Consider the following 24,799-nt stretch of genomic DNA (forward strand, 5'->3'; position numbering starts at 1 on the left):
CTACTGCAGCTGGTGGGTGACTAACTTGAAGTCGGGGTCATCCGGGTAAGCCTTGACCGCAAACCCCAAGCCACGCATGAGCTTGAGCATGGTGGTGTTGTTTGCAAGCACCAGCCCTTGGATCTCGGTCAGGCCCTTTTCCCGCGCGAAGTCCATGATAGACAGCATGAGCCGCGACCCCAGCCCCCGGCCCTTGAAGTCGTCGGCCACTACCAGCGAGAACTCGCAGGTGCTGCGGTCCGGGTTGGTGATGTAGCGCGACACGCCCACCACGCGTGACACCTCCGTCGCGGTGCCTGACGCATCGGTGAGCGACTCTTTCACCACCGCAATCAGTGCCATCTCGCGGTCGTAATCAATCAAGGTAAAGCGCGACAGCATGTTGGGGGGCAACTCCTGCATGCTGGAGACAAATCGGAAATAGCGGCTCTCTGGCGAAAGATGGCGCACAAACTCTTGCAGCATGGTGGCGTCATCCGGCGCAACAGGGCGCACCGTGCACTCACCGCCACCGCGCAAGGGCCACAGCTGCTCGTGCTGCGAGGGGTAAGGCAAGATGGCCAGGTGGTGGTAAGTGCGCGCCGTGGGTGGCGCGTTGTCCACCACAATGCGCGCGTCCACCGCCACCGCACCGGTGTCGTCGATGATGATGGGGTTGATGTCCATCTCGCGCAACTGAGGCAACTCACAGACCATCTCAGACACCCGCAACAGCACCTGCTCCAGCGCCTCCATGTCCACCGCAGGCGCACCCCGCCACTCACCCAAAGTCTCTGCCACGCGGGAACGCTCGATGAGCCGACGGGCCAGAAACTGGTTCAAGGGCGGCAACTCCATCGCGCGGTCGTTCATCAATTCAATCATGGTGCCGCCCGCACCAAACGCGATCACAGGTCCAAAGGGGTCATCGGTCACTAGCCCGATATAGATCTCACGGCCCCTGCGCTGGGTCGACATGTTTTGCACCGTAACGCCATTGATGCGGGCTTGGGGCTGCAAGCGCGCCACGGTTTGCATCATTTCTTGGAATGCATCGCGCACCCCTACTGCATTGAGCACGTTGAGCACTACGCCTTGCACGTCCGACTTGTGGCTGATGTCTGGCGAGTCAATCTTTAAGGCCACCGGAAAGCCCAGCTGCGAGGCAATCATGATGGCCTCGGTCACCGTGCGCGCCAAGATAGTCTTGGTCACTGGGATATGAAACGCTGCCAAAAGCGCCTTGGACTCCATCTCCGTGAGCACCTTACGGCGCTCGGCCAGCACACTCTCCACCAGCATGCGTGCACCCTCTACATCGGGCTTGGCCAGGTCTGACAAGGGCGGTGGGGTTTGCTGCAGCAGCTGCTGGTTTTGGTAGAACGACGCAATGTTGTCAAACGCCCCCACCGCGGCTTCTGGCGTGCGAAAGGTGGGGATTGCTGCTTCGTTTAGCACCACACGCGCCTCGCCCACCGTGGCGTCGCCCATCCAGCAGGTGAGTAGCGGCTTGTTCAACGTAGGGTGGGCATCCACCAGTGCACGTGCGATAGCGGTTCCGTCTGCCCCCATTTTGGGTGAATAGATCACCAGCAAGCCATCGACTTGCGCAGCTTTAGCCGCAGCCTCAATGGCCGCCCTAAAGTGCGCAGGGCTTGCGTCTTCCGACAGGTCCAACAAGTCTGCCAATGAGGCCTGTGGTGAGACCAAAGGTGCTAGCGCTTTGGCTTGATCGGGGCTCAAGCAAGCCAGCTTCAAGTTGATCTCGCTCACCCAGTCGGCGGCCAACACGCCTGGCCCTCCGCCGTTGGTCACAATGGCCAAGCGCCGCCCCACCGGGCGGTAGCGTGCCGCCAAACACTTGGCCGCCGAAAACAGGTCGACGAATGAGCGCACGCGCACGGCCCCAGCGCGTCGCAACGCCGCGTCAAACACCTGGTCGCTCCCCACAATGGAGCCAGAATGCGTGAGCGCTGCTTGGTTGCCCGCCGCACGCCGCCCAGCCTTGAGCACCACTACGGGCTTTGCATTGGCGGCCGCACGCAATGCACTCATAAAGCGACGCGCGTTGCTGATGCCCTCTAGGTACACCACGATGCTCTGGGTGCGCGTGTCAGACGCCAAGAAGTCCAGCACTTGCGCCATGTCCACCACCGTGTTGGGTCCCAGCGAGACCACGGTAGAAAACCCGACCGCATTCTTTTTGGCCCAGTCCACAATAGACGAAGTCAACGCCCCTGACTGCGACACCAAAGCCAAAGAGCCCTGCGCGCACATAGGCCCCACCACACCCGCGTTCAGTTGGAGGTGCGGCCGCTGGAACCCTAAACAATTGGGGCCTAACAAATGCATGCCGTCTCGCCGGGCAATGGCGTGCAGCTGAGCCGCCTGTGCCGCCCCGATACCGGACGAAATCACCACTGCGGCACGGCACTTAATGCGCGCCGCAATTTCCAAGGCAGCCCCTACTTCTTCAGGCGGCAATGCGATCACAGCGAGATCGGCATGGGCATCGGCCAAATCGGCCAAGGTGCCACTGGCATGGATATCCAAAAACACCAAGGAGCCCGCAAAACGCTGCGCCCTAAGGGCATGCGAAAGGGCTTGGCTATGTTGCGATACAGTTGCGCGCTTATCGGTAGAGCCCGCAAAAACGACCACGGAGCTCGGAGAGAAAAGAGGTGTCAGAAAATGCTTATCCATACCCAATCCTTTTCACGCGGAATCCACAATGCGCGCAGCTTACCCGCTTGCGGTGAAAAAAGCATTGACATGGCGCACATTGCCCGCCTGACCACAGGGGCGTAGTATTCGACACCTGCGATGCAGCAACAAGGACGCACCGTGAAGCTCCCATTAGCACTTATGTTGTCATTGGCTAGTGTGGCAGCGCACGGAGCATGCAGCCATGTCATGCGCGTCAGCTGGAGCCATTGGCCCCCCTACTCCATGCTCAATGCCAAGGGACAGGTTGAAGGTTTAGATATTGAGCTCGTCCAGCGTATCGCCAAAGAGGCCGGTTGTACCCTGGCCATTTCAGGAGATATTCCCCCTAAGCGCCAACTGGCCCAGATCAAGGCAGGCGAACAAGACATCCAGTTTGCGGCCTCTATCACCCCTGAGCGCCAAGAGTTTGCGCACTTCAGTCCTTCTTACCGCTCAGAGCTCATGGTGCTGTTTGCCGAGCACGGGCGGGGCAAGAGCATTGCGTTGCAAGACATGCGCCAACTCACCCAACGCGACTGGACCGTGATTGCGCCATTTCAAGGCTGGTACGGCGAGGCATATGCCGCCGTCAGCCCGGTTCTGGACAAAGAAAACCGGCTCACCACCTACAAAACCACGGAACAAGGGCTTGACCAACTCAACGCCAAGCGTGGCGACCTGCTCTTGGGTGACCTCTACTCGTTCTTGTATGTAGCGCGCCAGCGCAATATGCCGCAGCCCGATGTGCTACCCGTGCCGGTGAATGACGATGCTGTGAGCCTGATGTTCAGCAAGAAGTCGATGGCGCCAGGCGATGTAGAAGCATTCAACCGCGCGATCGACAAGCTCAACAAGAACGGGGAATTGGCCAAGATCATCGCGCGCTACGGCATCCGGAAATAGCGATTTTTCAGGCTCCTCGCGCCGCAGAAAGCGGCAGCGGCCTTGGTATCCTTGTGGCTCCATGAGCCCGCCCATTCGCCGCATTGCCCACCTCGACATGGACGCCTTTTATGCGTCGGTAGAGCTGCTGCGCTACCCCCAACTCAAAGGCCTGCCGGTGGTGATTGGCGGGGGAAGACGCGAGGCCGACGAAATTTTGCGCGCCCAGCAAGGCGAACGCGGCTTGCACCAGCTGCGGGTCGAAGAATTCCCCCTGCTCAAAGACTACACCGGGCGTGGCGTGATCACCACCGCCACCTATGCCGCACGCCAGTTTGGCGTGGGCTCGGCCATGGGGCTGATGAAGGCGGCCAAACTCTGCCCGCAGGCCATCTTGCTACCCGTGGACTTTGCGCAGTACCGCCACTACTCGCAGCGCTTTAAAGCCATCATCACCGACATCGCTCCCGTCATGGAGAACCGGGGCGTGGACGAGGTCTACATCGACTTCACCGAAGTACCCGGTGGTCAGCGCGAAGGGGGCCGCGTGCTGGCACGCCTGATTCAAAAAGCCATTTTTGACGACACGGGCCTTACTTGCTCCGTGGGCGTAGCACCCAACAAGCTGCTGGCCAAAATGGCCAGCGAATTCAAAAAGCCCAACGGCATTGCCATCGTCTTTGATACCGATCTGGAGCCCATGATTTGGCCGCTGGCCTGCCGCAAGATCAACGGCATTGGCCCCAAGGCGGATGAAAAGCTCAAAGCCCACGGCATAGAGACCATAGGCCAACTGGCTGCGCGCGACCCGCAGTGGCTCATGCAGCACTTTGGTCCGCGCACCGGCACGTGGCTACACGCAGCCGCCCACGGGCAAGATGAGCGTGCGGTGGAAACCGAGAGCGAACCCGTGAGCATGAGCCGCGAAACCACCTTCGAGCGCGACCTGCACGCCGTGCGCGACAAGGCCGAGCTAGGCGTCATCTTCACCACCCTGTGCCAGCAAGTGGCGGCCGACCTGGAGCGCAAAGGCTATGTGGGCAAAACCATTGGCATCAAACTGCGCTTTGACGACTTCAAAAGCGTGACCCGCGACCAAACCCTCACGCAGTACACCGCCAGCGCCAGCACCATCCGCCAAGTGGCAGGCCAATGCCTCAAGCGCGTGCCGCTGGACAAGCGCCTGCGCCTGCTGGGCGTGCGCGTGGGCTCGCTCATCCATGCCGACCTAGCCCCGGCGGCCGATGCCTCAGCCGTGCCAGCCACCCCAAAAAACAAGCAAAAACAGGCCATTACGCCCATAGATACTGGGCAAGCAGCTATACAAAACATAGCAATTCAAGCCGTATTGCCCTTTGAGGGCAGCGACGCACCTTAGCCATTCTGGGTTGCCCCCTTACACCCCACTGGTGTCCCCAGCAAAACTGTGCGAGAGTGCAAGTTCACTGGATGATTTGAAAGGCTTCTATGTTTAAGTCAGCGGAAGTGGGGCACAGAATCAGCAAGAGCGCCTACCGCGAGGCCGTGCCGGGGCTGCGGGCTGCACTGCTCGAAGCGCAGGTGGACTTGCATGAGGGCAAGCGCATTCCTGTGGTGCTGCTGATCAGTGGGCAAGACGGTGCGGGCAAGGGCGAGACCATCAACGTGCTCTACGAATGGATGGACCCACGCTTTCTCTCCACCCTGGCTTTTTCACAGCCCACCGACGAAGAGCGCGAGCGCCCTCCCATGTGGCGCTACTGGCGCAGCTTGCCACCCAAAGGGCGCATCGGCATCTTGGCAGGCTCATGGTACTCAGACCCCATCCGCGAGCGCATCGAAGGCCTGATCTCGCTGAACCAACTCGACGCCCGTGCCGAACAGATCAACCGCTTTGAAGCCATGCTGGTCAATGAAGGCGCGGTGGTTCTGAAGTTCTGGTTTCACCTGACCAAAGAGGGGCAGGCCCAAAGGCTCAAAGAGCTGGAGAGTGACCCCAAGACCGCTTGGCGCGTCACCCAGTGGAACTGGGACCGCCTCAAAACTTATGACAAGCTGCAAGAAGTAGCGGGCCATTTTCTGCGCCTGACCAACACGGCCTGGGCCCCGTGGATTGTGGTGGAGGGTACCGATGACCGCTACCGCTCACTCACCGTGGGTCAAATTGTGCTGGCCGCCCTGAAGAAAAAAATTGCGCAGACCAGTCCAGTGGCTACGCCGGTGGCCCCCATCGTGCGGGTGGATACCGATGGCCGCAACGTCTTGTCCGAGCTCAACCTCCACCATGCCTTAGCCGACAAACCGTACAAAACCGAGCTGGCCCAGTGGCAAGGCCGCCTCGCGGAGTTGGTACGCGACCCGCGCTTTCAAGGCCGCTCCTTGGTCTGCGCGTTTGAAGGGGCCGACGCGGCGGGCAAAGGTGGGGCTATTAGGCGCATCGTTGCGGCGCTAGACGCCCGGCAGTACCAAGTCATCCCTGTCGCTGCGCCCACCGAAGAAGAGCGGGCCCAGCCGCACCTGTGGCGCTTTTGGCGACATTTGCCACGCAAGGGGCGCGTCGCTATTTTTGACCGCACGTGGTACGGGCGCGTGCTGGTGGAGCGGGTCGAAGGGTTTTGCTCAGAAAACGACTGGCTGCGCGCCTACACCGAGATCAACGACTTCGAGCATGAGATGCTCGCCGCTGGGGTCATAGTGGTGAAGTTCTGGCTGCAAATCAGCCAAGAAGAACAGCTCAAGCGCTTCAAGGAGCGCGAGCAAATTGCATTCAAGCGCTTCAAAATCACGGAGGAAGACTGGCGCAACCGCGACAAGTGGGACGCCTACCAACAAGCCATCTGCGACATGGTGCAACGCACCAGCACCGGCAACGCACCGTGGACACTGGTAGAAGCCAACGACAAAAACTACGCCCGCGTCAAAATTCTGCAAACCCTGTGCGAACGCATGGAGGCGGCGTTGGCGGCAGCGCCGGGCGCTGCTAAGAAGAGTGGCACCCAAAAGCCAGAAAAAAACAAGAAAAACAAGCGCTAGCGCCTATGGATATTGCGCAAGGTGCTATATAAAACGCAGCATCCACAATCACATAAACGCGTGCAAGCACCTCTTTACTTGATCCGGGAGATGAAGGGAGCTTTAAGGTTAAGAGTTGAACCTTTAGCCAGCATGCGCTAAGTTCGCTAAGGCTTACCTAGCTTGAAGGGCTTGAAACTCCTGCAATACCATTTAAAAACGGTTGGGGTTTACGGGTGTTTGATTTCACTTTCTATCCAAGTTTTCGCCTCATCGAATGTGTAGAAAAACCTGTAAGCGCAGTGACCTTCGAAGATACGTGTGAAGATGGGCTCCACGAGACTACGCCCTTCCACATGGGCGTCCGCCACTAAAGCATAGGCACCATAGTTTTTGTTCGCCGCAGCATTGGCCATGACTTGTTGCATGAGTGCCATCGCCTCGGGGGTTGTCAGGATAGATTGGTGGTAAGTAACAATCGCGCCCACCTTAGGGTATTGACTAAGCTGCTGAGAAAACGGCAGCATCGCGGCAACCCATTCCTGCACCATTTCAATGTTCCATGGGCCAGTGACATTGCAAACCAAGACAGGGCCCATGGTTTCGACCGTGTATTTGCCGTGGATGTTGAATGGGGAACTTGGCATGGAGTGGGGTTCACAGGGGTTGAAAAACAGCCATAGTTTCAAGCCAAGGTCAGACAGTGAACATACTGGCTCTTGGCGTCCACGACATCATGACGCGGTTCTTGATTCACCGGGGGCAAAGGCGTCCGCATCGTCTGCCGCCAAGGCACCCAACTCCGCCACTGCAAACTCGGCGCTCGGCGAAAAACTGCGGCCTTTGAGAGACACCACGCCCATTTCGGAATGCATGGGTGGCCAGCCAGCCAAAGACAGCGCCTGCAAATCGCCCTTAGTCACTTCTGCGGCCACTGCGCCGTCGGGCGCGGCCAGCACAGTGTCGCTGGCCAATGCCACGGCTTTGAGCAGGTGCAGGTCGTCGCACTCCAGGGCAATGGGCATGCGCTCACCCGGTGGCAAACCAAAAAGGCCTGCCAACACGGCGCTGATGCTGGGAGGCAAGCGCACACAGGCGATGCCAAAGGGCAACAGGTCAGCAGGCTGGACTTGCGCTTGCGCCAACAGCGGGTGGCCCTTGCGCACAAAAAACCCGGCGCGTTGGCGTCCCACGGGGCGAATGCTCAGGTCGTGGTCTTGGGGCACGCTGCGCGTGTCGGCCACAAAAAAATCCAACTCCTCGGCGCGCAAGTGCTCCAACAGGTACTTCCAGTTATTCACCTCGACCCGGGTCTGGATGCCAGGGTAGCGCGCGCGCAAACGCACCAGCAAGCGCGGCACCAAAGACACCGCCGGGAACGGCCCCACGCCAAAGGCCAAGTCGCCCAGCAGCTGCTCACGAAACAGCGCCACATCGCGCTCTAGGCAGCGGGTGTCAAACAGCAGCTTGCGGGCACGCTCAATGACAAAAGCACCGGCTGCGGTGCAGCGCACCTCAGGCAGGCCACGGTCAAACAGCGCCAAGCCCAGCTCGCTCTCGGCCGCTTGCACGCTGCGGCTAAATGCCGGTTGGCTTAAATGCACACGCTCTGCGGCGCGGCCAAAGTGGCGCTCGTCGGCCAGGGCCACCAAATGCTTGAGTCTGCGCAGGTCCATACAAGGCTCCGGGTGTTGCTGCGTGATGCAGTGACTGCATTGCTTTTCAACTTGAAATGCATTGGACGCTATTAAAGCCGACTTCCACAATGCCAGCCATAACGACAAGGAGACGATATGAAAACCGCACAGACCATTGCCTTGGTCTTGATCATTTTTGGCTTCGCCGCCGCAGAGATTTGGAGCGAGCGCTACAAAACCTTCAAAGCCACGGCCGACGACGGCAAGTTGGAACTGTTTATGTTTGTCGCGCTGTTGGCGCTCATACAGCCCGTCATCTTTGCGCTCACCGGCGCTGCGGCGCAGCGTGCTTACCCGGAGTACGCCAACGCATGGGCGCATTTGCCGATTTGGGCCATGGTGGCCATATTGCTGGTGGGCGACGACCTGACCCAGTACCTGTGGCACCGCGCCTCGCACACGCCGCTTTTGTGGCCGCTGCACCGCGCCCACCACTCGGCGCACTACATGAGCGTGCGTATGACCTACCGCAACAACTTTTTTTACTACGCCATGATGCCCGGCATCTGGATTGCCGGGGTGCTGACCTACCTGGGCTTGGGCAATGTGTACCTGGTGTACTTGGTGGTCAAGCTCATGGTCATCATGGGGGCGCACTGCGCCGTGCCGTGGGACGCGCCGCTCTACCGCATCAAGGCCCTGCGGCCCATCATGTGGGTGGTAGAGCGCACCATCTCCACACCAGCCACCCACTGGGCCCACCACGCTATGAGCAACAAAGACGGCATAGGCCACTACAAAGGCAACTTTGGCAACCTGCTCTTCTTGTGGGACGTGTTGTTTGGCACCGCCCACATCACCCGCCAGTACCCGCCGCAAGTGGGCCTGCGTGACGACCAACTCTTTGGCAAAGAGCGCTGGTTCACCGAGCTGTTTTACCCCTTGGTGCGCTCCAAACGGCAACACTCGGCTCTGGTGCCGCAAGGCAAAATTTACGACGAAGATGCCCCCACTCTGGAGCAGGGTACCTAAAACCTTTGAAGAGATTGCCGCCAAGCCGCAGGTCGCCATCTGGGGCACCAAGCAGGCCGTGCACTATGCGCGCGACCACTCGGTGGACGAGTCGCTCAAGCAAATGGGTTGGCTGCAAAGCGCTGTTTGGAGCAACCGCCACGTCATGGAATCCGTCATGGCCATGAAGAGCAAGCGTGCTGGCGACTTCCCCGAACTCGCTGCGCTGCAGAAATTCAGCGAAATTGGCCTTTAGCGCTCATTAGATAAGCGCAGGCTGCTACAAATAATGAAGCAAGCGGGTTTTGCACTCTATTCGGCTATCGGAGCGCAAGGAATTGATGCAGATCAATACAGTGAACTAAAACCCCAAGAGCCGGGCCTATTACCCGCTAGTGCCGCCTTTGGGCAATTGACGCGTTCCCTGCTGGCGGGCACCATGCAAGACTCAGTGCTACGGGTTTCCGTAGGCTGCACATACTGGGAGTCTGCATGCGCCTTAACTTGCCTATCACTCAGCACGAGTTTGATTACCCCGCAGAGCAAATGCTGGTGTCCACCACCGACACCAAAGGCATCATTACCCACTGCAACCCTGCGTTTGTGGCAGTCAGTGGCTACAGCTACGAAGAGCTCATCGGCCAAAACCACAACCTGGTGCGCCACCCTGATATGCCAGCGGCCGCCTACAAAGACCTTTGGAGCACGGTGGGCAAGGGGCATCCTTGGACGGCGTTGGTCAAAAACCGCCGCAAGAATGGTGACCACTACTGGGTGCAAGCGAATGTCACCCCCATCATGCAAAACGGCAAGCCTGTGGGCTATATGTCGGTGCGGATCAAACCCGAGCAAAGTCAAATTCAAGCGGCAGAGGCTCTGTACACCAAGATGCGCGCCCATGAGGCAGCAGGCCAAGCCCCTTTCTACCTGCGCGCGGGTGAAGTTCGGTACCAAGGCATTCGCGGCTGGCTTGGCGGTTTGGGCCGGCTCACACTGACCGTGCGTTTAGGACTGGCACTGGCCGCCATGGGCTTGGCGGGTTTGGTGCCTGCCCTGTTGAACTTGCAGCCCGATCAGTTGCTACTCACAGAGTTGCTTGTGCTGGGCAGTGTGGGCGCCATGGTCCTCGCGTGGTTTCACCGCAGCTTCGGACGGGCAATCCATGATTTAGCATCGTTTGCCGATGACATTTCCGGATGCAACCTCACAACGGCCATCTCAACCGCCCACCCGGCGCCCTTGGACCGTGTTGCACGCAGCTTGCGGCAAATTCAAATCAACCTAAGGGCGGTCGTGGGTGACGTGCGCGGTGAAATTGACAGCCTCACGCGCACTGCACATGAAGTGGCAGAAGGTGGCATGGACCTGTCTGCGCGCACCGAATCACAAGCCAGTAGCTTGGAAGAAACCGCCGCTTCAATGGAAGAACTCTCCAGCACGGTCAAACACACAGCAGACACGGCAGCCCAAGTCTCCGCACAGAGTGAAAAAAGCACCGCTATTGCAACGCGGGGCAACGCAGCCGTGCAAAAAGTGGGGGACGCCATGCATGCTATAGAAGCCTCGTCCGACAAGGTACGCGACATCATTGGCGTGATTGAAGGCATTGCGTTTCAGACCAACCTGTTGGCGCTCAATGCCGCTGTGGAAGCGGCACGCGCGGGCGAACAAGGGCGTGGCTTTGCCGTGGTTGCCGCCGAAGTGCGCGCCCTGGCCCAGCGAAGCGCCAAAGCGGCCAAAGAAATTCGTGGCCTGATCGCCAAATCTTCCGAGCAAATTGCCGAAGGCGCTCAGCAAATGAGCGTGGCAGGACACACCATTGATGAGGTGGTAGATGCAGTCAACCAGGTGGGCGAGTTGATTCAGCAAATCAGCAATGCCACCCGAGAGCAAGCCACCGGTATCTCTCAGGTCAATGAAGCGGTCAACCAACTGGACGATGTAACCCAGCAAAACGCGGCGCTGGTCGAAGAGTCAGCAGCCTCTGCCGAAGACCTGAAAGTCGGGTCTCAAGCACTGGCCCGCTCGGTGCAAGTGTTTTTGTTGCCCTGATACACACGCTTGGAGCATGGCAAAACCCGCGCGGTTCGCCCGTCTTGCGGCTTGAAGGGCAATGGGTTACCCTCTTGCTACACAGGCCTTGGAATCGCCAAGCCTTTTGCCCAACAGAGCTTTGCGGTGTAGGGAACCGCTCGTTTTTTTTGATGGGACTCGCGCATGCTTTCACCCGCTCCTCAAGCGAAGATACTGGTGGTCGAAGACGAGACCATTGTGGCGCGAGACATCCACGCTCAGCTTTTGGAAATGGGCTACAACCCAGTGGGCCATGCCACCCAGGGTGAGGAGGCGATTGTCATGGTCGCAGACTTGTTGCCGGACTTGGTGCTGATGGACATTCAGCTGGCGGGCGTGATGGACGGCATTGCTGCGGCCCAAATCATCCGCGACCGCTACGCTTTGCCCGTGGTGTTTCTCACCGCCTACGCCGCTGACGATGTGCTGGCGCGCGCCAAGCTCACCGAGCCGTTTGGCTACATCTTGAAGCCCTTCTCTGAGCGGGAACTGCGCACAGTGCTAGAAATGGCGCTGTTTAAGTACCAAGCCGACGCCAAACTACAGGCCACCGTACTGCACACCCAAGCCATTTTGGACAATATGGCGGACGGGGTCATCACCATCAACACCCATGGCATCGTCGAGTCTTACAACCTGGCAGCGAGCACCATCTTTGGCTACACGCCCGATGAAGTGATTGGGCATAACATCTCTATGCTGATGCCTGAGCCTTACCGCAGCGAGCACGACCACTACTTACAGCACTTTCGCAACACCGGCGAAGCGCGCATTGTGGGCGTGGCCCGCGAGTTAGAAGGCCGACGGCAAGACGGCAGTGTGTTTCCTATGAGCCTCACCGTGTCGCGCATCGAGCGGGGCCAGCAAATCACCTTTATCGGGCTGATCCGCGATGTCACCCAGCACCGACTGGACATGGAAGAAATCCGCCGCTTGGCGTTCTACGACCCATTGACCGGCCTGCCCAACCGGCGTTTGCTGCTAGACCGGCTCAAGCAAGCCATGGTGACGTCAAGCCGCACTGGGCAGCATGGCGCTTTGATGTTTTTGGATCTGGACCACTTCAAGCTACTCAACGACAGCCTAGGCCACGATGTGGGCGACATCTTGCTGCAGCAAGTGGCCACACGCCTGACTTCGTGCGTGCGTGAGGGCGACAGCGTGGCACGCCTAGGGGGCGACGAATTTGTGGTTCTGCTTGAGGCCTTGAGCGTGCATGACCATGAAGCTGCGACCCAGGCTGAGGCCATCGCCAACAAAATCTTGGACCACTTGGGTCGCCCTTACCAACTCCGCGCCAACAACTACACCAGCACGCCCAGCATTGGCATTGTGGTCTTCTTGGAAGACTCCGAGACCATGGACGAGCTCATCAAAAAAGCCGATGTCGCGATGTACCAGGCCAAGGCGGCCGGGCGCAATACCACCCGCTTTTTTGACCCCGCCATGCAAGCCGCAGCGGCCACCTACTCAGAGCTAGAGAAAGACCTGCGCAACGGCCTGGCCAACCAAGAATTTGTGCTGCACTACCAAGTGCAGGTCAAGGTGGACAACAACAAGCTGCACGAACCTACGATTACCGGAGTTGAAGCCTTGGTGCGCTGGAACAGTGGCTCCCGTGGCATGGTGCCGCCGGCTCAGTTTATTCAACTGGCGGAAGAAACCGGCATGATTCTTCCCTTGGGCCAGTGGGTGCTGGAGACCGCCTGCGCGCAGTTGGTGGAATGGGCCAAGAGCCCTCGTACCGCCAACTGGACCATGGCCGTGAACGTGAGCGCCTCTCAGTTCGCTAAAGCAGACTTTGTAACCAATGTCTACAGCGCCTTGGAAAAAACTGGCGCGCGCCCAGAACTCCTGAAATTAGAGCTCACCGAGAGCATGCTGGTGGTCGACATTGAAGAGATCATTCTGAAAATGAATGCGATTCGCGCACGCGGTGTGAGTTTTTCTTTGGACGACTTCGGCACCGGGTATTCCTCTTTGTCTTACCTCAAGCGCCTGCCGCTCACCCAGCTCAAGATTGATCGCTCTTTTGTGCGCGATGTGTTAACCGACCCCAGCGACGCGGTCATTGCGCGCACCATCGTGGCACTGGGCCATAGCTTGGGCTTGAAAGTCATCGCAGAGGGGGTAGAAACCGAGGGCCAGCGGGACTTTCTCACCGGCATCGGGGTGGATGCCCACCAAGGCTACTTGTTTGGTAAGCCGGTGGGTGTAGACGCCTTGCATACGCTCTAGCTTCGCCCCCGTATGCGGCTACCCCTTGCAACGCCTCGCCACCACCGATGTGCCGCCCATGTCCATTAGCACACTGCATCGACTCAATTTCAAGTTCAGGCATTGGTCGGTGCGTAGCCAGTTGTTTCTGCTGGTTTCCGCCCTGCTGGTGCCGCTGACTGCCGTCTTGGCGTGGCTGCTGCTACAGCACTTGAACCACATACGTGCAAAGGCGCAGGTGGAGGTGATGCATTTGGCAGAACATGCGGGCTTTCGAATTCAACGCGAACTTGACAATGACCACCACATGCTAGAGCGCGTGGCCCAGCGCCGCTTGGTGCAAACGATGTTGCCCAGCCAGTGCGACCCCGTCGTTGCAAACATGGTGGCTTTAACGGAAGAATTCTCCTCCCTGACGGTGCGCAATATGCAAGGCCGTGTGGTCTGCACCTTTGCCCCCAAAGAACAAGACGGACGCGAGGCAGCGGCCATTCCCATCACCTCAGACACCTTGAAAAGCCACGATTTCTACGTATCGGCGCCGGTGCGCCACCCCAGCAGTGGGCGGTGGATGGTGAACTTGAGCCACCCAGTGTTTAGTGAAGTAGGCCAAAAGGTGGGTTGGGTAACCCTGTCGCGCGACCTGCTGGCCATGGGAGCCTCGGTGCTGGCCCAAGTGCCTTCAGACGCATTGGTCACCGTTATTCACCCGAATGGCCTGAACCTGCTGCGGTCGCAAGCTCCTCAGAATTTCATTGGCAAGCCTACCCAAATGAAGGCAGAGAATGCCACCAAGGGCCTGCGAGATGGTTACCTGGTGACAAACGATATGAACGGGGTGCGCCGCTTGTTTGCTTTCACTGCAATGGATGGCGTAGGCTGGCGTATTGTGGCGGGCCGTCCAGAATCTTTGGTGTACGTGCACTATTGGCACACCCTGCAAAACACGGCAGCTGCAGGCGCCTTGGCCTTGGGCTTGGCTATTGCGCTGGCCTGGCGCTTTGGCACTGCCATTACACGGCCCTACACCCAGTTGGCAGACGCAGCCGCCAAAGTGGCCCACGGTGAGACCCAAGTCAGGGCCAGCCTGACAGGTTCTAGCGAAGTTGAGCGCCTGTCACGCCAGTTCAACCACATGCTGCAGGTTTTGAACCACGACGATGTGCTTCTCAAAGCCAATGAACTACGTTTTCGAACCCTCATCGAATGGTCGCCCGAGCCCACCTTTGTGCATCGCAATGGAGAATTGGTGTACGTCAACCCCGCAGCGGTGCAGCTCTTTGGCGCCGCTTCGCCCCTAGACCTCATAGGCGCAAACATTTTCACACTGCTGCACCCAGACTTCCACGCATCCACCCAAACGCGCATTGACCGCGTGCTGTCCGACACAACAGGCGTGCCCGCACCCGCCGCAGACATTGTGTTTCTGCGCTTAGACGGTTCGCCCGTTGAGGTGCGTGTGGACGGCATCGGCGTGCAGTTTGACGGGCAAGCCTGTGTACTGACCTTGGCCCGTGACATCACGGAGACCAAGAAAGCCCACGCAGCCTTGCAAGCGGCTGTGCACGAAAAGGTGGGGCTCTTGAACGAGGTGCACCACCGCGTCAAAAACAATTTGCAAATCATTGCCAGCCTGTTGCGCCTAGAGAGCCGGCGCAGCACCCTGCCCCACACCAAGTCGGTGCTAGACGATATGCAGGGCCGCATCCGCTCCATGGCCTTGCTGCACGAAACGCTGTACCGCTCTGGCACCTTTGCAGGCATTGACCTGGGTAACTATTTGCGCCAGCTCAGCACCCAGTCTTTTCGCATGATGCTCACCCAGGGCGAGCCCATTGGCCTGGAGCTGGATGTGTGCACGGTCACCGTGAGCATGGACCAAGCCACCCCCTGCGGCTTGCTCGTCAATGAGCTCATTTCGAACTGCCTCAAGCACGCTTTCCCCAACGGCCAAAGCGGCAAGGTGCGCGTGAGCTTGCGCCAAGTCGGTGGCGATGCTGGGCCGGACATGCGCCTGGAACTGCAGATCAGCGACACCGGCGTGGGCTTGGGGCCCGACTTTGAAGCCAGCAAGTCCCAATCGCTAGGCTTGCAACTGGTGAGCGACTTGGTCCGTCAGCTGGGCGGGCAGCTCGTCGTGGGCAACACGGGCGGCGCCAGCTTTACCGTGGTGTTCAGCCCCGACACCTTGCAAGGCCCAGTAGCACCGGCTTGAACGCCCAGGCGCATTTTCAGAGCCAAATCAGGCGTTTGCGCTCATGGATATTGCGCAAGTAGCTATGCTTTATATAGCAGACAACTTTACTGGCGCGCAGTGCGCGTATTGACCGGCAAAGCTTGCGGCGCGCTGGTGCGCAGCGGGTTGATGTCCAAGCCACCACGGCGCGTGTAGCGGGCATACACCGTGAGTTTTTGCGGCTTGCATTGGCGCCAGATGTCCATAAATATGCGCTCTACACATTGCTCGTGGAATTCGTTGTGGTTGCGAAAACTCACCAGGTACTGCAGCAGCCCCTCTTGATCAATGGGCAAGCCGGTGTAGCTGATTTGCACGCTGCCCCAGTCCGGCTGGCCAGTCACCAAGCAATTGCTTTTGAGCAAATTGCTGGTGAGCACTTCGCTCACCGGCGACTCTTCGTCAGGCACCACGCGCAAAAGCTCGGGCGCCGGGGTGTAGCGGGTGCATTCCACATCCAGACGGTCCAGGCTCAGGCCGTCCATCTCGTAAATGGGTTCGCGGTCAAACAGTTCGGGCAACACCAGCTTTACGCCGATGGAGCCCGCGGGCACAGCAGCGCCACTACCAGATGTGTCGCGCCATAGCGCCTCGGTCAAATCGGTGCGCAGCAGGTTTTTCACCTCGTCTGCATCGGCAAAGCGGCTGTTGTTAAAGCTGTTGAGGTAGAGCTTGAAAGACTTGCTCTCGATGATGTTGGGCGCTTCACACGGAATGGTGAAGTGGGCCAGCGCCACGTGCGGCTTGCCTTTGGGGCCCAGCCAGCTCAGCTCGAACGCGGTCCACAAGTCCGCCCCAAAAAACGGGGGCGCGCCTGCAATGCCAATTTCTTCGCGCTTGCCCTTGCGCGGAATCGGAAACAGCAGCGAGGCGTCGTACTGGTCAACGTAGGCGGAGCTTTTGCCCAGCTGGGATTGTTCGGGTGTGTTCATGGCAAATCGAAAGACAAAAAACGAGAAGAAACAGCGAAAAAAAGCCTTGGCGTCAGGCGCTCGCCACCGCCGCGCTGGCTTTGCCCTTGGGCGCAGCGGGGCCCTGAGCCGCCCGCAGGTGCGCCAGCAGCTCCACCAATATCTGCGCGACAGGCTGGGGCGGCAGATCATGCCCCATGCCGTCTATGCCCACCAGCTTGGCCCCGGCAATGCGCTTGGCTGTATCCACGCCACAGGCATAGGGCACCAAAGGGTCGGCCCGGCCATGCAAGACCAGCGTTGGGCTGGTGATGCGCGCGAGCTGTGCCGCCCGGGTGATGTCGGCCGCCACCGCCATGAGCTGGCGTGTGGTGCCTATGGGCCGGTAGCTGCGCTGCACGCCCAACTCCACCGTGGCACGCATGGCCGCCGCGTCCAGCGGGTAGTCCGGGCTGCCAATGGCCTTGAAGAGCTTGAGGTAATGGGCCACCACCGCCTCGCTGCGCTGGCTTTTGGGGCGGCTCAGCAGCACGCGCAACACCTTGGCTTGCGGGCGTGGCAAATGCTTAGCACCACTGGTGCTCATGATGCTGGTGAGGCTGATCACCCGCTTAGGCGCGGCAATCGCCACGCGCTGCGCAATCATGCCGCCTAGGCTCACCCCCACCACATGGGCGGATTCAATCTGCAAGGCTTCCAACACGCCCAGCGCGTCATGCGCCATGTCGGCCAATGCGTATGGCGGTTTAGACAGCAGCCCCAGCCGGTATTTGATGCTGGCCCAGAGTACGTTGGGCTTGCCCAAATGGTCAAAGTGGGTGCTCAAGCCCACGTCACGGTTGTCAAAGCGGATGACGCGAAAGCCCCCGTCCTCCAGCCCCTTGACCAAGGCCGGTGGCCAGGCAATGAGCTGCATGCCCAAACCCATGATGAGCAAAACCGCCGGGCGGCGCGCCAAGGCAGGCACCAGCACACCGTCTACATGGGCGCTGTCTTCCACTTCGATGTCAATGCCATTTGCTCTAATTTTCATATCTGCTTACGCAATAGGGTTGGGCGCCAGAGGCCAATTCACCTCAAAAACTCACCCTTAGGTGGCGACATTGCGCCTAAACACAAGGCGCTCAGGCGAAGACGCTTCAGTGCTGAAGGCGTAGCCGTCCACATCAAAGGCGCGCAGCTGGTGGGGCTGCACCAGCTGGTTTTCAATCGCAAAGCGTGCCATCAGGCCGCGCGCGCGCTTGGCCATGAAGCTGATGATTTTGTACTGCCCGCCTTTGTACTCTTGGAACACGCACTCCACCACGCGGGCCTTCAGGGCTTTGGTGTCCACCGCTTTGAAATACTCTTGCGAGGCGAGGTTCACCACCACAGGGCTGATGTCAGACTGCAGCCGGGTGTTGAGGTACTCGGCAATTTGGCTGCCCCAGAACTGGTACAAATTGCTGCCCTGCGGCGTGGGCAAGCGCGTGCCCATCTCTAACCGGTAAGGCTGCATCAAGTCCAAAGGCCGCAGCACGCCGTACAGCCCGCTCAATATGCACACGTGTTGCTGCGTCCAATCCAGCGCCTTGGCGTCCAAACTGTGTGCTTGCAAGCCGTCATACACATCGCCATTAAACGCCAAAATGGCTTGGCGGGCATTTCGCTCAGAGGCTTTAGGCGACCATGCTTGGTAGCGCCCCACATTCAACGACGAGAGCTTGTCGCTCAAGTCCATCAGCTCGGCAATGGCTTGAGGTGAATAGGTGCGCAGCACCTCAATCAAAGCTTGCGACTGTTTAACAAACAGCGGCGCCGTATGCGGCTGGCCTTGCAAGGGGGTTTCGTAGTCAAGCGACTTGGCAGGAGAAAGAAGAAAAAGCATGCCGCATTATGCGTACTCCATGGGAACGGGGGCATTGCGAGGGGGTAAGCGTTTCAGGCTCGTTGGAAGCAAATTGCCGCGTGCTACGCTTGAACAGTCCGGCTATAGACCAACGACACGCAAATTCCGTTCTACCTCCGAACCAAATCCGGGTGGCAATAGGAAATGGGATCGACTTTCACAACAGGTTAGGCAGCTCAAAGACAAATATCGACATGCGATTCTCTGGAAAACTCAAGACTTGGAACGATGAGCGCGGCTTCGGCTTCATTGAACCCATACAAGGCGGTCAAGAAATTTTTGTCCACATCAAATCGTTCCCATCCGGAACTGGCCGCCCAACCGTAGGACAGATACTGACCTTTGAAATCGAAACCGCGTCAGACGGCAAGAAGAAGGCTCGTGCCGTCCAGTACCCGCCACGTCAGAAGACGACACAAAGGTCCAGAAAAAGCTCGGCAGCGCAGTGGACTTTTCCGCGCCTCTTGGCCATACCGACATTCCTCGGCATATACGTCTACGTCGCGTTTCGGTGGGGCTTTTCAGTACCTGTACTTCTCGCCTATTTGGGCCTTAGCCTAGTGGCCTTCATTGCATACGCAGTGGACAAGTCGGCCGCAGTATCAGGCCGCTGGAGAACATCAGAGCAAACATTGCATCTATTCTCTTTGGCAGGCGGCTGGCCCGGAGCCTTGATTGCACAGCAACTCCTGAGGCACAAAACAAGCAAGCAAAGCTTCGTTGTGGTGTTCTGGTTCACCGTGGTGCTCAACGTCGGAGCTTTCGTAGCTTGGAATGCCGGACTCATTCCTGTACCTCGGCCAGGCATTGCCTAGCTGCACACCATCGGCAGTAAACAAAGTGGGTTAAAACGGCCGCCTCGTTTGCACTGAAATGACTTGTAGTGAGCGCAAAGTAGGCGTCTAGTTCACTTCCCAACGCCTACTTGCGCTGTCCGATCGCCTCACAGCTTCAATCTCGCGTGCACCACAGCCTATTAGCCCCCCCCCCCGCCTAGGTCGAATAAAATTGCGGGATGACCGAACCCCTACAACAACCTGGGCTAAACAGCCTCTCCAAATCCTTCGAACCCGCAGCGTTGGAGGCCCATTGGGGCCCAGAGTGGGAACAACGCGGCTACGGTGTCGCTGGTTTCCGTGGCACCCAAGCGCCACAAGCCGATGCGCCCGCGTTTTCTATCCAGCTGCCGCCCCCCAATGTGACGGGCACGCTGCACATGGGCCATGCGTTTAACCAAACCATCATGGACTCGCTGACCCGTTACCACCGCATGCGGGGCTTCAATACAGCGTGGATTCCAGGCACCGACCATGCAGGCATTGCCACCCAAATCGTGGTGGAGCGCCAGCTGCAAGCCCAAAACATCAGCCGCCACGATATGGGTCCTACGCCCGCCGAGGCGCGCAAAAACTTTGTCTCCAAAGTGTGGGAGTGGAAAGAAAAAAGCGGCAACACCATCACCACCCAAATGCGCCGCATGGGCGACACGGTGGACTGGAGCCGTGAGTACTTCACCATGGACCCCAAGCTGTCCAAAACGGTGACCGAAACCTTTGTGCAGCTCTACAAGCAAGGCCTGATCTACCGTGGCAAGCGCTTGGTGAACTGGGACCCGGTGTTGCAAAGCGCGGTGAGCGACCTCGAAGTGGAAAACGAGGAACGCAACAGCTTTATGTGGCACATCGAGTACCCGTTTAGCGATGGCCCACAAACCGCTGCTGATGGCACGCCCCTGCGCGGCATGCACATTGCCACCACCCGCCCCGAGACCATGCTGGCCGACGGTGCACTGTGCGTACACCCTGAAGACGAGCGCTACCAGCACCTGATTGGCAAGCTGGTGGACCTGCCCCTGTGCGACCGCAAAATCCCCATCATTGCGGACGATTTTGTGGACCGCGCCTTTGGTAGCGGCTGCGTGAAGATCACCGGCGCGCACGACTTCAACGACTACGCCTGCTCCCAGCGCCACAATCTGCCGCTGATCACCATCTTCACGCTGGACGCCAAGATCAATAGCAACGGCCCTGCGGCTTATCAAGGCATGGACCGCTATGAGTGCCGCAAGGCCGTGCTCAAAGACTTGGAAGCCCAAGGCTTTTTGCAAAAAGCCGTACCGCACAAAAACATGGTGCCGGTCTGCGCACGTACCGGCCAAGTGGTCGAACCGATGCTGACCGACCAATGGTTTGTGGCAGTGAACAAAGTAGGCGCAGGCGATGCCACGGGCAAGTCCATCGCCCAAAAGGCGATTGACGCGGTGCACTCGGGCGAAGTGAAGTTTGTGCCCGAAAACTGGATCAACACCTACAACCAGTGGATGAACAACATCCAAGACTGGTGTATAAGCCGCCAACTCTGGTGGGGCCACCAAATCCCGGCCTGGTACGACGAGCAAGGCAATGTGTACGTCGCCCGCGATGAGGCAGAAGCGCAAGCCCAAGCACCGGGTAAAACGCTGCGCCGCGACGATGACGTGCTAGACACCTGGTACTCCAGCGCCTTGGTGCCCTTCAGCACGATGGGCTGGGGCAATGATGGCGAGGGCACCGGAGCCACCGACGACTACAACTTGTACCTGCCTAGCAGCACTTTGGTCACCGGCTACGACATCATCTTCTTCTGGGTCGCCCGCATGATCATGATGACCACCCACTTCACTGGGCGGGTGCCGTTCAAGCATGTGTACATCCACGGCCTGGTGCGCGACGCCGAAGGCAAGAAGATGAGCAAGTCCGAAGGCAATGTGCTGGACCCGGTGGACTTGATCGACGGCATTGCCTTGGCCCCTTTGCTGGACAAGCGCTCCGAAGGCCTGCGCAAGCCCGAGACAGCACCGCAAGTACGCAAGAAGACGGAAAAAGAGTTTCCCCAAGGCATTCCCGCATTCGGGGCGGACGCTTTGCGCTTTACCTTTGCCTCTTTGGCGTCCTTGGGCCGTAGCATTAACTTTGACTCCAAGCGCTGCGAAGGCTATCGCAACTTCTGCAACAAGCTGTGGAACGCCACCCGCTTTGTACTGATGAACTGCGAAGGCCAGGATTGCGGCTTGGCAGAGCACAGCACGGCCGAATGCGCCACAGGCGAATACCTGAGCTTCAGCCCAGCAGACCGCTGGATTGTGTCGCTCTTGCAAAAGGCGGAAGCCCAAGTGGCCCAAGGCTTTGAAGACTACCGTCTGGACAATGTTGCCAACACGATCTACGACTTTGTGTGGAACGAGTTCTGCGATTGGTACCTGGAAATTGCCAAAGTGCAAATTCAGACCGGCAATGACGCGCAACAACGCGCCACCCGCCGCACCCTGATTCGCACCCTAGAAACCATTTTGCGTTTGTCCCACCCCATCACGCCCTTCATCACCGAAGAGCTGTGGCAAAAGGTGTCCGTGGTTGCCGGTCGCTCTGGCCCATCCATCGCCATTGCGGCCTACCCTGTGAGCCAGCCTGAGCGCATTGACGAGGCAGCCATTGCCCATGTCACCAAGCTCAAGCAATTGGTAGACGCTTGCCGCAATCTGCGTGGCGAGATGGGTGTGTCGCCGTCCACCAAGCTGCCTTTGTATGTGGTGGCCAACACCCCCGCAGAAACCGCGTTTGTGCAAGCCAGCGGCCCTGTGTTGCAGGCCATGGCCAAACTCAACGAAGTGCGGGTGTTTGACGACGCGGCTGCGTGGGCTGCCGCTGCACAAGCTTCACCGGTGGCCGTGGTCGGCGAAGCCCGTATCTGCCTGTTCATGGAAGTGGACGTGGCCGCTGAGAAGATTCGCTTAGGCAAAGAAGTGACCCGATTGGAAGGTGAGATCGCCCGTGCCAACGGCAAGCTGTCCAACGAAGCCTTTGTGGCCAAAGCACCGCCTGCTGTGATCGAGCAAGAACGCAAACGGGTGGCAGACTTTGCCGCCACCGTTGCAAAAATGCGTGACCAATTGGCGCAGTTGGAAAAGCAAGGCTAAGCACGGCACAAGGCCCTCAGGGGCTAGGTGCGGTGCGCAGCGAATGCCAGCAGCGCTCGCCTCACACGCAGCATAGAAAAAGCCCTCACGGCTCTTGAATGGCCGTGAGGGCTTTTTGCTTGATGGGGCTTTCAGCGCCTGCGCAAAACGTGGATGTAGTCTTTTTCTACCGTCTGCTGCTCCAGCAACTCGTTACCGGTTTGCTTGGCAAACGCCTGAAAATCACGGATCGAGCCACTGTCGGTGGACACCACCTTCAAGACCTGCCCACTTTGCAATTCAGACAGTGCTTTTTTGGCCTTCAAAATAGGCAAGGGGCAATTCAGCCCGCGGGTGTCAATTTCTTTGTCTATTTGCATCGCTATTCCTTGGTCGCTGGCATTGTAGGGCGCAGCCTAAGCCTACGTGGCCTGCACCGCGGCATCTGGCTTGGGCCACTCCACAAACTCAGGCGCATAGCCCCGCCCCTTCAGCCAATCCGCCAAGGCATAGCCGGTGCCCGACGGCCAGCACTTCACCTTCTCCGGTGCAAACAGGCGGTACTCCACCAGTTCAGGCGACAAACGCACATCCCCTTGGCACACCGCGTGGTAGGCGATGATGATTTGGTTCATCCGCTGAAAGTCGTACACGCCAATCAAAGACAAGGAGTCCGTGCGCAAGGCGGTTTCCTCGGCAATCTCCCTGCGTATGCCGTCTTCTGGGGTTTCGCCGGCTTCCATAAACCCGGTAATCAGGGCGAAAGCCTTGCCACTCCAAGCCGCATTGCGCGCCAGCAAGATTTGCCCGTGGTACTCAATGACTGCAGCCAACACGGGCGTGGGGTTGTTCCAGTGCGTAAAGTCGCAGGCTGTGCAACGCAAGCGCGTGGTGTCACCACCATCTTCCATCCGCGTGATGTGCTGCAAGGGAGTTGCGCACTGCGGGCAATACACAAAATTGGTCGCCATACGGCCCTTTTCTCTGCGTTAATTACTATGCAATTGATAGCGGCCTGCGCTTATCCCATGAGCGCAAGTGGCATATTCAGGCAGGGAAAACCCCGGTGGACAAGTACCGATCGCCCCTGTCGCACACCACAAACACCACGGTGGCATTTTGCTCACGCTTGGCGATTTCTTGCGCAACCCAGCAGGCACCGGCGGCGGAGATGCCAGCAAAAATGCCTTCTTCTCGTGCGAGTCGGCGGCACATGTCCTCAGCGTCCACTTGGCTCACGTACACCAACTCATCCACATTGGCTGGGTTGTAGATTTTTGGCAAGTATTCTTGCGGCCACTTGCGAATGCCGGGGATGCGTGAGCCCTCTGATGGCTGCGCACCGATGATGCGGATGTTGGGGTTCTTTTCCTTTAAGTAACGCGCAACACCGGTGATGGTGCCCGTGGTCCCCATGGCGCTGACAAAGTGGGTGATTTGCCCCTCTGTGTCTTCCCAAATCTCGGGGCCTGTGGTCTCGTAATGGATGCGTGGGTTGTCTTCGTTGGCAAACTGGTCCAGCACATAGCCCTTACCTTCTGCACGCATTTTTTCCGCAAGGTCGCGGGCGTATTCCATGCCACCGCTCTTGGGCGTCAAGATCAACTCGGCGCCAAAGGCCTTCATGGTTTGGACGCGTTCAATCGACAGGTCCTCCGGCATGATGAGCACCATGCGATAGCCCTTGATCGCTGCAGCCATGGCCAAGGCAATGCCGGTGTTTCCGGAGGTTGCCTCAATCAAGGTATCGCCCACTTTGATATCGCCGCGCTCTTGGGCGCGCTGGATCATGGACAGCGCGGGGCGATCTTTGACTGAGCCTGCAGGATTATTGCCCTCCAATTTACCCAGTACAACGTTGTTGCGGGCTTGGTTTTCAGCAGCGCCTATGCGTTGCAAAGCAACAAGTGGAGTTTTTCCGATGGAATTTTCAATGGTTTTGTATTTCATAGCCATAAATGTGCCATAATTCAAGTCTTCACAGATTACCTGCCCAGGTGGTGAAATTGGTAGACTCAGGGGACTCAAAATCCCCCGCCGCAAGGCGTGCCGGTTCGAGTCCGGCCCTGGGCACCACAATTAAGCCCGATGTTGATACAACATGTAAACCGTCAGATGGTTTGCTGAACTGTAAACCGTCAGATGGTTTGCTGAACCACGACACATGGTTTGACGTTTGATGGCCGAAAAGCCTCTACTTATCCACAAAAAATGTGGATAAGTAGAGGTGTAAACCGTCAGATGGTTTGCTGAACCACGACACATGGTTTGACGTTTGATGGCCGAAAAGCCTCTACTTATCCACAAAAAATGTGGATAAGTAGAGGCTTTTCA

Annotated in this window: 18 protein-coding genes, 1 tRNA gene and 1 pseudogene; 11 read left to right on the top strand and 9 right to left on the bottom strand. The window is 58.5% G+C overall.

All coding sequences use genetic code 11. From position 1 onward, the window contains the following. Complete coding sequence (locus EXZ61_RS15590; protein ID WP_142812638.1) at positions 1-2,682, bottom strand: bifunctional acetate--CoA ligase family protein/GNAT family N-acetyltransferase; 2,682 nt, start codon at positions 2,680-2,682, stop codon at positions 1-3. 141 nt (positions 2,683-2,823) lie between these two features. On the opposite strand from EXZ61_RS15590, the gene EXZ61_RS15595 reads away from it, so the two are divergent. The 3 genes from EXZ61_RS15595 (at position 2,824) to pap (ending at position 6,579) form a co-directional block, all read left to right on the top strand. After that, the gene (locus EXZ61_RS15595; RefSeq protein WP_168224787.1) at positions 2,824-3,588 is read left to right on the top strand and encodes a substrate-binding periplasmic protein; all 765 of its coding nucleotides are present in this window, start codon (positions 2,824-2,826) and stop codon (positions 3,586-3,588) included. A gap of 61 nt (positions 3,589-3,649) precedes the next feature. Continuing rightward, on the top strand, positions 3,650-4,945 hold the full coding sequence (gene dinB / locus EXZ61_RS15600; protein WP_142812640.1) for a DNA polymerase IV: 1,296 nt from the start codon (positions 3,650-3,652) through the stop codon (positions 4,943-4,945). A gap of 89 nt (positions 4,946-5,034) precedes the next feature. Further along, positions 5,035-6,579 (top strand): polyphosphate:AMP phosphotransferase, encoded by a 1,545-nt coding sequence (gene pap, locus EXZ61_RS15605; protein WP_142812641.1) that lies wholly within the window; start codon positions 5,035-5,037, stop codon positions 6,577-6,579. Positions 6,580-6,788: 209 nt separating this feature from the next. Here pap and EXZ61_RS15610 read toward each other — a convergent pair whose 3' ends face one another. Next, entirely contained in the window at positions 6,789-7,205 is a 417-nt protein-coding gene (locus tag EXZ61_RS15610) for a hypothetical protein (RefSeq protein WP_142812642.1), read from the bottom strand. An 87-nt stretch (positions 7,206-7,292) separates the two neighbouring features. Beyond that, complete coding sequence (locus EXZ61_RS15615; RefSeq protein ID WP_142812643.1) at positions 7,293-8,234, bottom strand: LysR family transcriptional regulator; 942 nt, start codon at positions 8,232-8,234, stop codon at positions 7,293-7,295. A 117-nt stretch (positions 8,235-8,351) separates the two neighbouring features. Between EXZ61_RS15615 and EXZ61_RS15620 the strand changes: the two genes are divergently transcribed. The 5 genes and pseudogenes from EXZ61_RS15620 (at position 8,352) to EXZ61_RS15640 (ending at position 15,711) form a co-directional block, all read left to right on the top strand. Beyond that, positions 8,352-9,227 (top strand): sterol desaturase family protein, encoded by an 876-nt coding sequence (locus EXZ61_RS15620; RefSeq protein ID WP_142812644.1) that lies wholly within the window; start codon positions 8,352-8,354, stop codon positions 9,225-9,227. A gap of 10 nt (positions 9,228-9,237) precedes the next feature. Beyond that, positions 9,238-9,462: pseudogene (locus EXZ61_RS15625) on the top strand (enoyl-CoA hydratase); the annotation flags it as partial. A gap of 236 nt (positions 9,463-9,698) precedes the next feature. Then, positions 9,699-11,258 carry a methyl-accepting chemotaxis protein gene (locus EXZ61_RS15630; protein WP_142812645.1) on the top strand — a complete coding sequence of 520 codons (1,560 nt, stop codon included), beginning with the start codon at positions 9,699-9,701 and terminating at the stop codon, positions 11,256-11,258. Positions 11,259-11,423: 165 nt separating this feature from the next. Further along, positions 11,424-13,517, top strand: a complete 2,094-nt coding sequence (locus EXZ61_RS15635) for a putative bifunctional diguanylate cyclase/phosphodiesterase (RefSeq protein WP_142812646.1) — start codon at positions 11,424-11,426, stop codon at positions 13,515-13,517. A 25-nt stretch (positions 13,518-13,542) separates the two neighbouring features. Next, positions 13,543-15,711, top strand: coding sequence for a histidine kinase dimerization/phosphoacceptor domain -containing protein (locus tag EXZ61_RS15640; RefSeq protein ID WP_142812647.1), 2,169 nt, complete (start codon positions 13,543-13,545; stop codon positions 15,709-15,711). Positions 15,712-15,797: 86 nt separating this feature from the next. On the opposite strand, the gene queF is transcribed toward EXZ61_RS15640, so the two are convergent. Genes queF through yaaA form a run of 3 tightly spaced genes read right to left on the bottom strand, consistent with a single transcriptional unit; the run spans position 15,798 to position 18,510 of the window. Continuing rightward, positions 15,798-16,664: an NADPH-dependent 7-cyano-7-deazaguanine reductase QueF gene (gene queF / locus EXZ61_RS15645; RefSeq protein ID WP_142812648.1), complete on the bottom strand. Its 867-nt coding sequence runs from the start codon at positions 16,662-16,664 to the stop codon at positions 15,798-15,800. Positions 16,665-16,716: 52 nt separating this feature from the next. Further along, on the bottom strand, positions 16,717-17,676 hold the full coding sequence (locus tag EXZ61_RS15650; protein WP_142812649.1) for an alpha/beta fold hydrolase: 960 nt from the start codon (positions 17,674-17,676) through the stop codon (positions 16,717-16,719). A gap of 57 nt (positions 17,677-17,733) precedes the next feature. Then, positions 17,734-18,510, bottom strand: coding sequence for a peroxide stress protein YaaA (gene yaaA, locus EXZ61_RS15655; RefSeq protein WP_142812650.1), 777 nt, complete (start codon positions 18,508-18,510; stop codon positions 17,734-17,736). A 215-nt stretch (positions 18,511-18,725) separates the two neighbouring features. Here yaaA and EXZ61_RS15660 point away from each other — a divergent pair, with 215 nt between their 5' ends. Continuing rightward, the gene (locus tag EXZ61_RS15660; RefSeq protein WP_142812651.1) at positions 18,726-19,346 is read left to right on the top strand and encodes a DUF1294 domain-containing protein; all 621 of its coding nucleotides are present in this window, start codon (positions 18,726-18,728) and stop codon (positions 19,344-19,346) included. A gap of 200 nt (positions 19,347-19,546) precedes the next feature. Further along, positions 19,547-22,486: a valine--tRNA ligase gene (locus EXZ61_RS15665; RefSeq protein ID WP_142812652.1), complete on the top strand. Its 2,940-nt coding sequence runs from the start codon at positions 19,547-19,549 to the stop codon at positions 22,484-22,486. 131 nt (positions 22,487-22,617) lie between these two features. Here EXZ61_RS15665 and EXZ61_RS15670 read toward each other — a convergent pair whose 3' ends face one another. The 3 genes from EXZ61_RS15670 to cysM form a co-directional block, all read right to left on the bottom strand. Next, complete coding sequence (locus tag EXZ61_RS15670) at positions 22,618-22,845, bottom strand: sulfurtransferase TusA family protein (RefSeq protein ID WP_142812653.1); 228 nt, start codon at positions 22,843-22,845, stop codon at positions 22,618-22,620. A 42-nt stretch (positions 22,846-22,887) separates the two neighbouring features. Further along, positions 22,888-23,436, bottom strand: coding sequence for an NUDIX hydrolase (locus tag EXZ61_RS15675; protein ID WP_142812654.1), 549 nt, complete (start codon positions 23,434-23,436; stop codon positions 22,888-22,890). Positions 23,437-23,512: 76 nt separating this feature from the next. Next, positions 23,513-24,415 carry a cysteine synthase CysM gene (gene cysM / locus EXZ61_RS15680; protein WP_142814270.1) on the bottom strand — a complete coding sequence of 301 codons (903 nt, stop codon included), beginning with the start codon at positions 24,413-24,415 and terminating at the stop codon, positions 23,513-23,515. 41 nt (positions 24,416-24,456) lie between these two features. Here cysM and EXZ61_RS15685 point away from each other — a divergent pair. Beyond that, positions 24,457-24,541: transfer RNA gene (locus tag EXZ61_RS15685), tRNA-Leu, on the top strand. The last annotated feature ends 258 nt before the right edge of the window (positions 24,542-24,799 follow it).

The organism is Rhodoferax aquaticus (assembly GCF_006974105.1).
GTDB classification, from domain to species: Bacteria; Pseudomonadota; Gammaproteobacteria; order Burkholderiales; family Burkholderiaceae_C; genus Allorhodoferax; species Allorhodoferax aquaticus_A.

Bases quoted from the DNA above. Each gene is read 5' to 3' on its own strand.
- EXZ61_RS15590 (WP_142812638.1), bottom strand. From the start codon at position 2,682: ATGGATAAGCATTTTCTGACACCTCTTTTCTCTCCGAGCTCCGTGGTC.
- dinB (WP_142812640.1), top strand. From the start codon at position 3,650: ATGAGCCCGCCCATTCGCCGCATTGCCCACCTCGACATGGACGCCTTT.
- pap (WP_142812641.1), top strand. From the start codon at position 5,035: ATGTTTAAGTCAGCGGAAGTGGGGCACAGAATCAGCAAGAGCGCCTAC.
- EXZ61_RS15610 (WP_142812642.1), bottom strand. From the start codon at position 7,205: ATGCCAAGTTCCCCATTCAACATCCACGGCAAATACACGGTCGAAACC.
- EXZ61_RS15615 (WP_142812643.1), bottom strand. From the start codon at position 8,234: ATGGACCTGCGCAGACTCAAGCATTTGGTGGCCCTGGCCGACGAGCGC.
- EXZ61_RS15620 (WP_142812644.1), top strand. From the start codon at position 8,352: ATGAAAACCGCACAGACCATTGCCTTGGTCTTGATCATTTTTGGCTTC.
- EXZ61_RS15630 (WP_142812645.1), top strand. From the start codon at position 9,699: ATGCGCCTTAACTTGCCTATCACTCAGCACGAGTTTGATTACCCCGCA.
- EXZ61_RS15635 (WP_142812646.1), top strand. From the start codon at position 11,424: ATGCTTTCACCCGCTCCTCAAGCGAAGATACTGGTGGTCGAAGACGAG.
- queF (WP_142812648.1), bottom strand. From the start codon at position 16,664: ATGAACACACCCGAACAATCCCAGCTGGGCAAAAGCTCCGCCTACGTT.
- EXZ61_RS15650 (WP_142812649.1), bottom strand. From the start codon at position 17,676: ATGAAAATTAGAGCAAATGGCATTGACATCGAAGTGGAAGACAGCGCC.
- yaaA (WP_142812650.1), bottom strand. From the start codon at position 18,510: ATGCTTTTTCTTCTTTCTCCTGCCAAGTCGCTTGACTACGAAACCCCC.
- EXZ61_RS15660 (WP_142812651.1), top strand. From the start codon at position 18,726: ATGCGATTCTCTGGAAAACTCAAGACTTGGAACGATGAGCGCGGCTTC.
- EXZ61_RS15665 (WP_142812652.1), top strand. From the start codon at position 19,547: ATGACCGAACCCCTACAACAACCTGGGCTAAACAGCCTCTCCAAATCC.
- EXZ61_RS15670 (WP_142812653.1), bottom strand. From the start codon at position 22,845: ATGCAAATAGACAAAGAAATTGACACCCGCGGGCTGAATTGCCCCTTG.
- EXZ61_RS15675 (WP_142812654.1), bottom strand. From the start codon at position 23,436: ATGGCGACCAATTTTGTGTATTGCCCGCAGTGCGCAACTCCCTTGCAG.
- cysM (WP_142814270.1), bottom strand. From the start codon at position 24,415: ATGAAATACAAAACCATTGAAAATTCCATCGGAAAAACTCCACTTGTT.